The following is a 12186-nucleotide window of genomic DNA, read 5'->3' on the forward strand; positions in this document are numbered from 1 at the left end:
CAGTGGCTGGAACCGGAGTGCCGCTGCGCGAACTGGCGTTGATCATTTTCGTCGCGGCGGCGTTTACCTACATCACCACCGGACTGGTGCGCAGCGTCTTGGTGCGCAGCGGCCAGGTGGCGGAGATTCGTCTGCGTGATAGTCACTCGCAACCCACCCCGCAGTTGGGTGGCGTTGCCATGTTCACGGGGTTTGCGGCTGCTGTCTATCTCGCGGGCCAGCTTCCAGCCTTGACTCGCGGGTTTATGCCGGTCACGCCGGAGATGAACGCTGTGCTGTGGTCAGCCGCGGCCATTGTCATCGTCGGCGTGGTGGATGACCTGCTGGAACTGAGTGCTCTGGTCAAGCTGATCGGGCAATTGGTGGCGGCGGCCATCATGAGCGGTCTCGGTCTGACGTGGACTCTTCTCTTCTTGCCCTTTGGTGATGGAACCACGGTCATCCTCGACCAGGTCCAGGGAACACTCTTGACTACGTTCTTTACGGTCCTGCTCATCAACGCCATCAACTTCGTGGACGGGCTCGATGGGCTGGCTGCCGGGCTGGGCATGATTGCAGGTGGTGCCATCCTGGTTTTCTCGCTGACCGTGCTGCACGACCAGGGTGGGGCGGTCTCCGCCTATCCGCCGGCGATTATCGCGGCGGCGCTGGTGGGCGTGTGCGCCGGGTTCCTCCCGCATAATTTTGAACCCTCCCGCATCTTCATGGGGGACAGCGGGGCGATGCTCATTGGCTTGCTGCTGGCGGCTGCATCCACCTCCGCGTCGGGCAAGATCAACATGTCGCTCTATGGAACCGTGGACATCGTGGCGCTGATGTCGCCCGTCATCGTCGTGGTAGCCGCCGTCTTTATTCCAGTCCTGGACCTTGTCTGGGCCGTGATCCGGCGCGTATCCCAGGGGCGCTCGCCCTTCGCCGCGGACAAGGCCCACATCCACCACCGGCTGCTCTCGCTGGGACATACACACCGCCGCACCGTGTTGGTGCTGTACCTATGGGTCTCTGCGGTGGCCTTCGGGGCGGTCTCTTTTTCCATCGTCCCCGCGCCCGTGGCCGTCGTACTAGCGCTTGTCGCGCTCGTCGTTGCCTTTGGCGTGACCCTAATTCCGCTGCGCCAGGGCAAGCTTGGGCGCCAGCCGCGTCCCACCAGCGTGGTGCTGGAAACGGATCCCTCCTGAGGTAGGGTATGGGGCTGTGACTGATTCAACGACCTCCGAAGAGCTTTCGCCGTACGACGATCATCGGCGCCCCCTCAAGCGTGCGCTCCGCCTCGGAGCCATCGGCCTTGTCGTCGTGACCATCGCGTCCCTGGCTATCTGGGGCGGTGTCCGCGGGTTGCCTGGGATCTGGGGCGTACTCGTCGGCGCGGCCATTGGCGGTGGCTTCGTGCTCTTTACCGCGGCCTCAGTTCTTCTTACCGCGCGCACCACGCCGTCGACAACGATGGCGGTGGTGCTCGGCGGCTGGCTGCTCAAGGTGGTCATCCTGATTATGGTGCTGTTGCTGATTAAGGATCTTGAGTTCTACGACACGATGGCGCTTTTCGTCACCGTGCTGCTGGCGCTGGCGGTAACACTCGGCACTGAGGTCTGGGGTGTGATTACATCCAACGTGACCTACGTGTCTTAGCCAGTCTCGACCTTTTAGAGTGAGCCACTGCTTCCGGTGACCCCGGGAGGGTGGCTTTTGTGTAGTTAAGTGGCCACGGCGACAGCCCCCGTTACCCCCGTCAAGGTGGGAAAACGCGGGTGTGTGACCAAATACACTTGGCGGGGTTTCGGCAGAATGTGGGCGTTTTATAGGGCCCACTGGCACTAGGCTGTGCCTTTAGGGCCGCAACGGGTCCCCCACGTGCGAAAACTTGAGGGCGAACTGATAGCATTCTCTTCGGGTTACCGCGGGTTAGCGTCATGCTATCCCGAAAAAGTACGGTTTATCCTTGCCCTGTTTACGCTGATGTGCGACGGAGTCCGTAGACAGGGCAAAGAGCTTGAGACGTCCATCGCACCACATAGCCTTCGACAAGCTGTGTGGCCCGAACACGGGAGAGAACGCTGAGCGTTACGACATTGGCCATGAAGGGTGAGTTTCACGCACCCGAACTGGATCCAGAATTTTTCCCGGGGCACGTAACCGATGATGGTGAAGTCGTCGATCTTCTTTTCGCCGATTTCGCCAACGGTTGGTTCGCTTTGGATCGCATCATGCTGGTTCGTCTGTTCATGGCGGCCATCCTGGTGCTCCTTTTTGTTGTCGCCTTCAGGAACCCGAAGCTGGTTCCTAAAGGATTGCAAAACGTAGCGGAGCATGCGATTGACTTCGTACGAATTCACATCGCAGAAGACATCTTGGGCCGCAAGGAAGGACGTCGATTCCTTCCGATCTTGGCCACGATCTTCTTCGGTGTTTTGTTCTGGAACGTAGCAACTATTGTTCCAGCTCTAAACATCTCTCCGAACGCTCGTATTGGTATGCCAATCGTGCTGGCTGTCGTCGCGTACATCGCCATGATTTACGCCGGCGCCAAGCGCTTTGGCTTCGGCAAGTTCATCAAGTCCTCGGTGGTTATTCCTAACCTGCCGCCGTTGCTGCACGTGCTTGTCGTGCCGATTGAGGCTTTCTCTACGTTTGTCATGCGCCCAGTCACGCTGGCTCTTCGTCTGATGGCGAACTTCCTGGCTGGCCACCTCATTTTGGTCCTGTTGTACTCGGCAACGAACTTCTTCTTCTTCCAGTTCAACGGTTGGACCGCACTGAGTGGCCTCACTCTGGTCGCAGCGGTTCTGTTCACGCTGTACGAAATTATCGTCATCTTCCTGCAGGCATACATTTTCGCCCTGCTGACGGCGGTATACATCGAACTGTCGCTGCATGCAGATTCGCACTAACAACAACGCGAACCTCGCGGTTAACTAAATACCCCAAAACCACCACATCCCCCGCGGAAGAATCCGTGGGAAAACTTTGAAAGGGAACGACTTTCATCATGAACGAAATCATTCTTGCTCAGGCTGCTGACGAGTCCACCCTCAAGGGCCTCGGCGCCATCGGCTACGGCATCGCAACCATCGGCCCGGGTCTGGGCATCGGTATCCTCGTCGGCAAGACCGTCGAGGGCATGGCACGTCAGCCGGAGATGGCTGGCCAGCTGCGTACCACCATGTTCCTGGGTATCGCCTTCGTTGAGGCCCTCGCCCTGATTGGCCTCGTTGCAGGCTTCCTGTTCTAAAGAGCGCTTTACACAAAGTAAATCGAACTTTAAGAACGGAGCCCCATGAACAACGTCATTTACTACCTTGCAGCAGAAGGAAGTGAAACCCTGCCCCTCGAGTCGGGCAACTCTATCCTTCTGCCCAAGATGTACGACTTGGTCTGGTCGATCATTCCGTTCACCATCATCCTGATTGTGTTCTGGAAGCTCGTTCTTCCGGCATACAACAAGATGCTGCAGGAGCGTGAAGACCGGATCGAAGGTGGCCTTAAGCGTGCGGAGGCTCAGCAGGCCGAAGCAAAGGCCGCTCTGGAAAAGTACAATGCTCAGCTCGCTGACGCGCGAGCAGAGGCTGCGGAGATTCGTGAGCAGGCGCGCGAGCGCGGCAAGCTGATCGAGGCAGAGGCTAAGGAAGCTGCAGAAGAAGAGTCTCGTCGCATTCTGACCGCTGGCGAGAAGCAGCTTGAAGCTTCCCGCGCACAGGTCGTGTCTGAGCTGCGTTCCGACATCGGACAGAACTCCATCAACCTGGCAGAGAAGCTGCTCGGCGGCGAACTTTCGGACGCCACCAAGCAGTCCTCCACCATTGATAACTTCCTGTCCGAGCTCGACACTGTGGCACCGGCCGGAAAGTAGGCAACGATGAAGGCAGCTAGCCGCGAAGCACTCGCTACCGTTGAGTCCAAGCTGGATGAGTTCCTCTCCGGTGACCGCTCGGTGGCGACTGCTACCCAGGCAGGCCAGGACCTCTTTGAGGTGGTCCGCGTTCTCGACGGCGACCGCGAGCTGCGCGTCGCGCTGACCGACGACGCCTCCACCTCTGAGGAGCGCAAGTCCCTGGTCCAGACCCTTTTCGGCGGCAAGGTTTCCCCGGTAGCACTGCAGGTGCTCCAGGAGGCAGCCGCCGCACAGTGGTCGACCCCGCGTGATATCGCCCGCGGCCTTATCATCCTTGGCCGTCGCGCACTGCTGCGCGGCGCTGAGTTTGAGGGCAAGCTGGGCCAGGTGGAAGACGAACTCTTCTCCCTGTCGCGCGTGCTTGACCGCGAAGGCGAACTGACCCAGCTGCTTTCAGACCGTACTGCGACGTCCGACCGCAAGGTTGGGCTGCTGGCAAGCGTGCTCTACGGCAAGGTCACGATGGTTACTGAAGCGCTTGCGCTGCAGGCCATTGGCCGCCCGGAGCAGAACCCGATTGATGATCTCGCCGGATTGGCGGACACTGCAGCCAAGCTGCAGGGCCGTACCATCGCGCGCGTGACCTCGGCGGGTGAGCTGAACGATAGCCAGCGGGCAGCACTCGCTGAAAAGCTGGGCAAAATTTATGGTCGTGCGATGTCCATCCACTCTGAGGTTGACACCAGCCTCCTCGGTGGTATGACCATCCGCGTCGGCGACGAAGTCATCGATGGTTCGACGGCAGGCAAGATTGCTCGCCTTCGCGCGCAGATGGCATAAGCCGAAACGACAGAAACGATTAAGTAATTGCTGGAAGATACTACCGAGAGCAGGAAGAACATGGCGGAGCTGACGATCTCCTCCGACGAGATCCGTAGCGCGATTGCGAACTACACCTCGAGCTACTCCGCGGAGGCCTCCCGTGAGGAGGTCGGCGTGGTCATTTCGGCAGCTGACGGTATTGCGCAGGTTTCGGGCCTGCCGTCCGTCATGGCGAATGAGCTGCTCGAGTTCCCCGGCGGCGTAATTGGCGTCGCACAGAACCTTGACACCAACTCCATCGGTGTCGTGGTCTTGGGCAACTTCGAGTCGCTTAAAGAAGGCGACGAGGTCAAGAGGACCGGCGAGGTTCTCTCCATCCCTGTGGGCGAGGAATTCCTCGGCCGCGTTATCAACCCCCTGGGCCAGCCGATTGACGGCATGGGCCCGATCACCGCTGAAGAGGACCGCGTCCTCGAGCTGCAGGCACCGTCCGTGCTGCAGCGTCAGCCGGTGGAAGAGCCGATGCAGACCGGCATCAAGGCTATTGACGCGATGACCCCGATTGGTCGCGGTCAGCGTCAGTTGATCATTGGTGACCGTAAGACGGGTAAGACCGCCGTTTGTATCGACACCATCCTGAACCAGAAGGCTAACTGGGAGTCTGGCGACAAGAACAAGCAGGTCCGCTGCATCTACGTCGCCATCGGCCAGAAGGGCTCCACCATTGCTGGTGTGCGCCACACCCTGGAGCAGCACGGCGCTCTGGAGTACACCACCATCGTGGCTGCTCCGGCATCCGACGCCGCCGGCTTCAAGTGGCTGGCACCGTTCTCCGGTGCAGCTCTGGGTCAGCACTGGATGTACCAGGGCAACCACGTCCTGATCATTTACGATGATCTGACCAAGCAGGCTGAGGCCTACCGTGCGATTTCCCTTCTGCTGCGCCGTCCGCCGGGCCGCGAGGCTTACCCGGGCGACGTCTTCTACCTCCACTCCCGTCTGCTGGAGCGTGCTGCAAAGCTCTCTGACGACATGGGTGCAGGTTCCATGACCGCACTGCCGATCATTGAGACCAAGGCGAACGACGTCTCCGCCTTCATTCCGACCAACGTTATTTCTATTACCGACGGCCAGGTCTTCCTGGAGTCCGACCTGTTCAACCAGGGCGTCCGTCCGGCAATTAACGTCGGTGTGTCCGTCTCCCGTGTTGGTGGTGCCGCACAGACCAAGGGTATGAAGAAGGTTGCCGGTAACCTCCGTCTCGAGCTGGCTGCCTACCGTGACCTGCAGGCCTTCGCGGCCTTCGCATCCGACCTGGATCCGGCTTCCAAGGCTCAGCTGGAGCGCGGTGAGCGCCTCGTCGAGCTGCTCAAGCAGTCCGAGTCCTCCCCGCAGCCTGTCGAGTACCAGATGGTGTCCATCTTCCTCGCAGACCAGGGCATCTTCGACGTCGTTCCCGTCGAGGACGTACGCCGCTTCGAGAAGGAGCTGCACGACCACCTCAACTCTGCAACCCCGCAGGTGTTCGAGCAGATCCAGGGCGGTACCGCTCTGACCGACGAGTCCAAGGATGCACTTGTTGCAGCAGCAAAGGACTTCACTCCGTCCTTCCGCACGACCGAGGGCAACAACCTTGGTACCGAGGCGCCGGTTGACCCGCTCGCCGCGGATGATGTGAATAAGACCGAGCTCAACGTCTCCCGCAAGACGGCCAAATAGAGTTTCGCACGCTCTAAGAATTAACCGTCTAGAAAAAGAAGGGAGGAGCGAACACCATGGCTAATCTTCGTGAACTGCGTGACCGTATCCGGTCCGTCAATTCCACCAAGAAGATCACCAAGGCACAGGAGCTCATTGCTACCTCGCGCATTACCAAGGCTCAGGCCAGGGTAGAAGCGGCGCAGCCTTATGCACGTGAACTGTCCAACGTGCTTAACAAGCTGGCGGCGCACACGTCCTTGGATCACCCGATGCTCCGGGAACGCGAAGATGCGAAGGTTGCCGCTATTCTCGTGGTCTCTTCGGACCGCGGTATGTGCGGTGGCTACAACAACAACATCTTCAAGAAGGCGGCCGAGCTGGAAGCCCTGCTCAAGAGCGAGGGTTTCGAGACCGTCCGCTACGTGACCGGCAACAAGGGCGTTGGCTTCTACAAGTTCCGTGAGGACGAGGTCGCAGGCAGCTGGACTGGATTCTCGCAGGATCCGACCTGGGAAAAGACGCACGATGTGCGCCGCCACATTATCGACGGCTTCGTCGCCGGTTCGAACGGCCAGGCCAAGACCCGCGAGGGCATTAACGTGGAGGGCGAGACCGTTCGCGGTTTCGACCAGGTACACGTCGTGTACACCGAGTTCGAGTCCATGCTGACCCAGACCGCGCGTGTGCAGCAGCTGCTGCCGGTGGTACCGGTTATCGAGGAAGAGGACTACAACCTGGGTGAGTCCGCGCTTTCCGACGCCGAGCCGAACAATCAGATCACCCCTGATTACGACTTCGAGCCGGATGCGGACACCCTGATGGAAGCGCTGCTTCCGCAGTACGTGTCTCGCCTCCTATTTGCGATGTTCTTGGAGTCCTCGGCCTCCGAGTCCGCCGCACGCCGTACCGCAATGAAGTCTGCAACCGACAACGCTACCGAGCTGGTCAAGGACCTCTCGCGCGTGGCCAACCAGGCCCGTCAGGCGCAGATTACCCAAGAAATCACAGAGATCGTCGGTGGCGCTGGGGCGCTCGCCGAAAGCGCAGAAAGTGACTAGATTATGACTACAGCTCTGCAAGAGCAGAACACACAGTCGTCGGCTACCGCCGGCCGTGTGGTGCGTGTCATCGGTCCGGTCGTCGACGTGGAGTTTCCGCGTGGCGGGCTGCCGGCACTGTACAACGCACTGACCGTCGAGGTGACCCTCGAGGCTGTTGCAAAGACCGTCACCCTTGAGGTCGCTCAGCACCTCGGTGACAACCTCGTCCGTGCCGTGTCCATGGCTCCGACCGACGGCCTCGTCCGCGGTGCCGCCGTGACCGACACCGGCAAGCCGATTTCCGTCCCGGTGGGCGATGTGGTCAAGGGCCACGTCTTCAACGCCCTCGGTGACTGCCTTGACCAGCCGGGTCTGGGCCGCGATGGCGAGCAGTGGGGCATCCACCGCGAGCCGCCGGCTTTCGACCAGCTCGAGGGTAAGACCGAGATTCTGGAGACCGGTATTAAGGTCATCGACCTGCTGACCCCGTACGTGAAGGGCGGCAAGATCGGCCTGTTCGGTGGTGCAGGTGTGGGTAAGACCGTTCTTATCCAGGAGATGATTACTCGTATCGCACGCGAGTTCTCCGGTACCTCCGTCTTCGCCGGCGTCGGCGAGCGCACCCGTGAGGGCACCGACCTCTTCCTCGAGATGGAAGAGATGGGCGTTCTCCAGGACACCGCACTTGTCTTCGGCCAGATGGATGAGCCGCCAGGAGTCCGTATGCGCGTGGCTCTGTCCGGCCTGACCATGGCGGAGTACTTCCGCGATGTGCAGAACCAGGACGTGCTGCTGTTCATCGACAACATCTTCCGTTTCACCCAGGCCGGTTCTGAGGTGTCGACCCTGCTGGGCCGCATGCCTTCCGCCGTGGGTTACCAGCCGACTCTGGCTGATGAGATGGGTGTGCTGCAGGAGCGTATTACCTCCACCAAGGGTAAGTCCATTACCTCCCTGCAGGCCGTCTACGTGCCGGCCGATGACTACACCGACCCGGCTCCGGCGACCACCTTCGCCCACCTCGATGCCACCACCGAGTTGGACCGTGGTATTGCTTCGAAGGGTATTTACCCGGCAGTGAACCCGCTGACCTCTACCTCTCGTATTCTGGAGCCGTCCATCGTGGGCGAGCGCCACTACGAGGTTGCACAGCGCGTCATCGGTATCCTGCAGAAGAACAAGGAGCTTCAGGACATCATCGCCATCCTTGGTATGGACGAGCTGTCTGAGGAAGACAAGATTACCGTTCAGCGTGCTCGCCGTATCGAGCGCTTCCTGGGCCAGAACTTCTTCGTCGCAGAGAAGTTCACCGGCCTGCCGGGCTCCTACGTGCCGCTGGCCGATACCATCGATGCTTTCGAGCGCATCTGCAACGGCGAATTCGACCACTACCCGGAGCAGGCCTTCAACGGCCTGGGTGGCTTGGACGACGTCGAGGCTGCGTACAAGAAGCTGACTGAGAAGAAGTAGGGAGAGGCACATGGCTGACATCACCGCCGAATTGGTTTCCGTCGAGCGCCTGCTGTGGACCGGAAAGGCCACCATGGTGACGGCTGAGACCACCGAGGGTGAGATCGGCGTGCTTCCTGGTCATGAGCCCATGGTCGGTCAGTTGATCGACAATGGTGTTGTGACCATCCACCCAGTCGACGGCGACCGTCGCGTCGCTGCAGTCCAGGGTGGCTTCCTCTCCGTGTCCGAGAACAAGATCACCGTCCTCGCCGATTGGGCCATCTGGGCCCGCGAGGTCGATGAAGCCCAGGCACAGGAAGACCTGAAGTCTGAGCGTGAGTTGACAAGGTCTCGCGGCGAAGCTGCACTGCGCGCCGTACGCCGCTTCAACAGCTAACGGATGAGCGGAGAGGGAACCGACGGGCAGCAATGACCGCCCTTCCCACTTTCACTTAGGAACCCCACAACCTCGCTAAGAGGGGGTGGGGTTCCTTCGTCTTCTCCGCCCCCAAGACGAGTAACTCTGAGCAATGACTAGCGTTGTCTACTCCAACGGCGGTACAATCAACCCATGAATTCTCAGGTGCTTCAGGGGCTAACAATTCTTTTAGGTCTGTGTGCACTGGTCCTTCTGGTTTTCCTCATCCTGGCGGCGGTGCGCTTTTTCACCGTGCGCTCCCGCGGCACGAGCATCCTTTTGCGCCAACTACCGTCGAAGGACTCTCATTCTTGGCGTCATGGTCTCGTGCGCTATGACGGCGAGTATATGAATTACTTTAAGCTTCGCTCCGTCATGCCGCGCGCCAATAAGCGTTTTAATCGCCTCGACATCGAATTGGGTAAGACTCGCCCGATGGACGATGACGAGGCTTCTTTTATGCCCTCGGATCACCAAATTATCCAGATTCGCATCGATGGGCGGGACTACGAGATTGCCTCCGATGCGCAGGGCATTATGGCCCTGAACGCGTGGGTGGAGTCGGCTCCGTCGAAGCGCCAAGAAAAGCTGGACTATCACCAGATGCGCCAACGGGCTACCCGTTTACCTAAGAAGTAGCGCTCAACGATAGGGTAGAGGACATGCGTCTTGTCATCGCCCAATGCTCCGTAGACTACGTCGGCCGCCTCGACGCCCACCTTCCGATGGCGGATCGGCTCATCCTCATTAAGGCCGATGGTTCGGTGTCCATCCACGCGGATGATCGCGCCTACAAGCCCTTGAACTGGATGACGCCGCCGTGCACCTTTGAGGAGTCAGCGATTGAGGATATCGATGGCGAAGACACCGGGGAAAAGCTGTGGTTGGTGGAGAACCCCAAGGGTGAGCAGCTGCGCATCACCATTGCTGCGATCCACCAGGATATCGACATGGAGCTAGGTGAAGATCCGGGCTTGGTCAAGGACGGTGTGGAGGCCCACCTGCAAGAGCTGCTGGCCGAGCACATCGAAACGTTGGGGGAGAAGTACTCTCTGGTGCGCCGCGAGTACCCCACGGCTATTGGCCCGGTGGACATTATGGCGAAGAACGCTGAGAACGAGTTCGTCGCCGTGGAGGTCAAACGCCGCGGGGGCATCGATGGCGTCGAGCAGCTCACGCGCTACCTCGAACTGCTTAACCGCGATGATTTGCTAGCACCCGTGCATGGTGTCTTCGCCGCGCAGGAAATCAAGCCCCAAGCCAGGACACTGGCGGAGGACCGCGGCATCCGCTGCGTGGTCCTGGATTACCAGGAGCTGCGCGGCATCGAATCCAACGAGCTGCGGTTGTTCTAGTGCCACGCCGCAACCGCAGAATCTGCGAGGAGCCGCGCTCGCTGCCGCGCGATGGCAGCGCCTTCCTGGGCTCGCAGACGGTGGCAGGGCCGAGCTGGACCAATGGCGAGCCCTTCATCATGCGGCACGTCGGCAGCGCTGCCGCCCAGAAGTATTACGTCTGTCCAGGATGCAACCAAAACATCCCTCCCGGGGTGGCGCACATCGTGGCCTGGCCACGGGATACCGGTGGGCGCGGTGAGGACCGTCGACACTGGCACCGGCACTGCTGGGACCGGCGGTAGGATGGCGGGCATGATTGTTGCCTTTTCCGTAGCGCCCACTGTCGTGGGCGATGAAAGCGCTGAAATGTCCGAGGCCGTGGCCGAAGCAGTGCGTGTTGTCCGTGCTTCGGGCTTGCCCAATGAGACCAATTCCATGTTCACCATCATCGAGGGTGAATGGGACGAGGTCTTCGCGGTCATTAAGGAGGCCACCGATGCCGTACGCGCCGTGTCGCCGCGCACGAGCCTGGTGATTAAGGCCGATATCCGCGAAGGCGTGACCGGGCAGATCACCCAAAAAGTAGATTCCGTTAACCGTTACCTGGAGGAGAATAAGTGACCGGACCGTACGTAGGAGGAGCCCTCGACCTGGGTGCGATCAAGCAGCAGGCGGAGGCACGGGCGCAAGCCCAGACACAGGCTGCAAGCGCCGGAGCCGCTAGCTCCGGCGGCTCCAGCGAAGGGATCGCGCCCTTCTTCGAGGTCACCGAGCAGAACTTTGAGAATGACTTGGTACGCCGCTCCGCGGAGGTGCCGGTTATTGCCTTGATCGGCTCGCCGCGCTCGCCTGCCTCCGAGCAGCTCAAGAAGGACTTCGAGGAGATGGCGGCCGCCGGTGGGCTGAAGTTCATCGTCGGATATATCAACGCTGATGTGGTGCCCCAGGTGGCGCAGGTCTTCGGCGTGCAGAATCTGCCGACCACCGTTGCCATTGCAGCCGGCCAGCCAGTCACCAACTTCGAGGGCGGACAGCCGCGTGAGAACCTGGAGCAGTGGATCGCGGCGATCGTTGAGAAGCTCGGCCCCCAGCTCAAGGGCTTGTCTGAACAGGGCGAGGCGGGGGAGAGCCCCGCAGAGGAAGCAGCGGATCCGCGCCTGAGCCTTGCGGAAGACGCACTCAACCGCGGCGATTTCGATGCGGCCATTGCGACCTACGATGAGATCTTGGCCGCCGAGCCAGACAACGTGGAGATTAAGCAAGCGCGCGACACCACACTGCTGCTCAAGCGTTTGGACCCAGCTAATCGCAGCGAGGATCCCATCGCCGCGGCGGATGCCGCCCCGGAGGATGTGGCCAAGCAGCTCGATGCCGCCGACGCGGAGGTTGTCGCCGGTGCCCCTGACCGCGCCTTCGAGCGCCTCATCGACGCCATGAAGCGCACCGCCGGGGATGACAAGGAGCAGCTCAAGACTCGCCTCTTGGAGCTCTTTGGGCTCTTCGACTCCGGCGACCCTCGCGTGCTTGCTGCGCGCACGAAGCTGGCAAGCGCGCTGTACTAAAGACGGCGTAGTAATAGTGCCCGGC

At 60.5% G+C, this 12186-nt stretch carries 15 protein-coding genes; all 15 read left to right on the forward strand.

The features are described 5' to 3' along the window. The first annotated feature begins 2 nt into the window (after positions 1-2). The 15 genes from HMPREF2807_RS07540 to HMPREF2807_RS07605 all read left to right on the forward strand — a co-directional run bounded on the left by HMPREF2807_RS07540 (position 3) and on the right by HMPREF2807_RS07605 (position 12161). Positions 3-1178 (forward strand): MraY family glycosyltransferase, encoded by a 1176-nt coding sequence (locus HMPREF2807_RS07540; RefSeq protein WP_049155071.1) that lies wholly within the window; start codon positions 3-5, stop codon positions 1176-1178. A 16-nt stretch (positions 1179-1194) separates the two neighbouring features. After that, positions 1195-1629: a Cg1360 family ATP-synthase-associated protein gene (locus tag HMPREF2807_RS07545; protein ID WP_049155069.1), complete on the forward strand. Its 435-nt coding sequence runs from the start codon at positions 1195-1197 to the stop codon at positions 1627-1629. 446 nt (positions 1630-2075) lie between these two features. Further along, positions 2076-2888, forward strand: coding sequence for a F0F1 ATP synthase subunit A (gene atpB / locus HMPREF2807_RS07550; RefSeq protein WP_049155068.1), 813 nt, complete (start codon positions 2076-2078; stop codon positions 2886-2888). Positions 2889-2986: 98 nt separating this feature from the next. After that, positions 2987-3229: an ATP synthase F0 subunit C gene (locus HMPREF2807_RS07555; RefSeq protein WP_010187073.1), complete on the forward strand. Its 243-nt coding sequence runs from the start codon at positions 2987-2989 to the stop codon at positions 3227-3229. A 45-nt stretch (positions 3230-3274) separates the two neighbouring features. Then, positions 3275-3847 (forward strand): F0F1 ATP synthase subunit B, encoded by a 573-nt coding sequence (locus HMPREF2807_RS07560; protein WP_010187072.1) that lies wholly within the window; start codon positions 3275-3277, stop codon positions 3845-3847. Positions 3848-3853: 6 nt separating this feature from the next. Then, on the forward strand, positions 3854-4669 hold the full coding sequence (locus HMPREF2807_RS07565; RefSeq protein WP_010187070.1) for a F0F1 ATP synthase subunit delta: 816 nt from the start codon (positions 3854-3856) through the stop codon (positions 4667-4669). A 60-nt stretch (positions 4670-4729) separates the two neighbouring features. Next, a complete protein-coding gene (gene atpA, locus HMPREF2807_RS07570; protein WP_010187069.1) occupies positions 4730-6370 on the forward strand; it encodes a F0F1 ATP synthase subunit alpha in 1641 nt (546 codons plus the stop codon). Between the two features lie 56 nt (positions 6371-6426). Then, the gene (locus HMPREF2807_RS07575) at positions 6427-7410 is read left to right on the forward strand and encodes a F0F1 ATP synthase subunit gamma (protein ID WP_070511577.1); all 984 of its coding nucleotides are present in this window, start codon (positions 6427-6429) and stop codon (positions 7408-7410) included. Positions 7411-7413: 3 nt separating this feature from the next. Then, positions 7414-8862 (forward strand): F0F1 ATP synthase subunit beta, encoded by a 1449-nt coding sequence (atpD, locus tag HMPREF2807_RS07580; RefSeq protein ID WP_010187062.1) that lies wholly within the window; start codon positions 7414-7416, stop codon positions 8860-8862. A gap of 10 nt (positions 8863-8872) precedes the next feature. Continuing rightward, positions 8873-9241 (forward strand): F0F1 ATP synthase subunit epsilon, encoded by a 369-nt coding sequence (locus HMPREF2807_RS07585; RefSeq protein WP_049155064.1) that lies wholly within the window; start codon positions 8873-8875, stop codon positions 9239-9241. Between the two features lie 174 nt (positions 9242-9415). Continuing rightward, entirely contained in the window at positions 9416-9901 is a 486-nt protein-coding gene (locus tag HMPREF2807_RS07590; RefSeq protein WP_070511579.1) for a DUF2550 domain-containing protein, read from the forward strand. A 23-nt stretch (positions 9902-9924) separates the two neighbouring features. After that, the gene (nucS, locus tag HMPREF2807_RS07595) at positions 9925-10617 is read left to right on the forward strand and encodes an endonuclease NucS (protein ID WP_049155061.1); all 693 of its coding nucleotides are present in this window, start codon (positions 9925-9927) and stop codon (positions 10615-10617) included. Continuing rightward, the gene (locus HMPREF2807_RS14175; protein WP_083306701.1) at positions 10617-10901 is read left to right on the forward strand and encodes a hypothetical protein; all 285 of its coding nucleotides are present in this window, start codon (positions 10617-10619) and stop codon (positions 10899-10901) included. The genes nucS and HMPREF2807_RS14175 overlap by 1 nt, the downstream gene beginning before the upstream one ends. Positions 10902-10911: 10 nt before the next feature. Continuing rightward, positions 10912-11220 carry a thiamine-binding protein gene (locus HMPREF2807_RS07600; protein WP_049155059.1) on the forward strand — a complete coding sequence of 103 codons (309 nt, stop codon included), beginning with the start codon at positions 10912-10914 and terminating at the stop codon, positions 11218-11220. After that, a complete protein-coding gene (locus HMPREF2807_RS07605) occupies positions 11217-12161 on the forward strand; it encodes a tetratricopeptide repeat protein (protein ID WP_070511581.1) in 945 nt (314 codons plus the stop codon). Before HMPREF2807_RS07600 ends, HMPREF2807_RS07605 begins: the two co-directional genes overlap by 4 nt. The last annotated feature ends 25 nt before the right edge of the window (positions 12162-12186 follow it).

Origin of the sequence: Corynebacterium sp. HMSC074A09 (assembly GCF_001811545.1) — a bacterium.
GTDB lineage: Bacteria > Actinomycetota > Actinomycetes > Mycobacteriales > Mycobacteriaceae > Corynebacterium > Corynebacterium hiratae.

Coding starts and splice junctions, on each gene's coding strand:
- atpB (WP_049155068.1), top strand. CDS start 2,076: ATGAAGGGTGAGTTTCACGCACCCGAACTGGATCCAGAATTTTTCCCG.
- HMPREF2807_RS07555 (WP_010187073.1), top strand. CDS start 2,987: ATGAACGAAATCATTCTTGCTCAGGCTGCTGACGAGTCCACCCTCAAG.
- HMPREF2807_RS07560 (WP_010187072.1), top strand. CDS start 3,275: ATGAACAACGTCATTTACTACCTTGCAGCAGAAGGAAGTGAAACCCTG.
- HMPREF2807_RS07565 (WP_010187070.1), top strand. CDS start 3,854: ATGAAGGCAGCTAGCCGCGAAGCACTCGCTACCGTTGAGTCCAAGCTG.
- atpA (WP_010187069.1), top strand. CDS start 4,730: ATGGCGGAGCTGACGATCTCCTCCGACGAGATCCGTAGCGCGATTGCG.
- HMPREF2807_RS07575 (WP_070511577.1), top strand. CDS start 6,427: ATGGCTAATCTTCGTGAACTGCGTGACCGTATCCGGTCCGTCAATTCC.
- atpD (WP_010187062.1), top strand. CDS start 7,414: ATGACTACAGCTCTGCAAGAGCAGAACACACAGTCGTCGGCTACCGCC.
- HMPREF2807_RS07585 (WP_049155064.1), top strand. CDS start 8,873: ATGGCTGACATCACCGCCGAATTGGTTTCCGTCGAGCGCCTGCTGTGG.
- HMPREF2807_RS07590 (WP_070511579.1), top strand. CDS start 9,416: ATGAATTCTCAGGTGCTTCAGGGGCTAACAATTCTTTTAGGTCTGTGT.
- nucS (WP_049155061.1), top strand. CDS start 9,925: ATGCGTCTTGTCATCGCCCAATGCTCCGTAGACTACGTCGGCCGCCTC.
- HMPREF2807_RS07600 (WP_049155059.1), top strand. CDS start 10,912: ATGATTGTTGCCTTTTCCGTAGCGCCCACTGTCGTGGGCGATGAAAGC.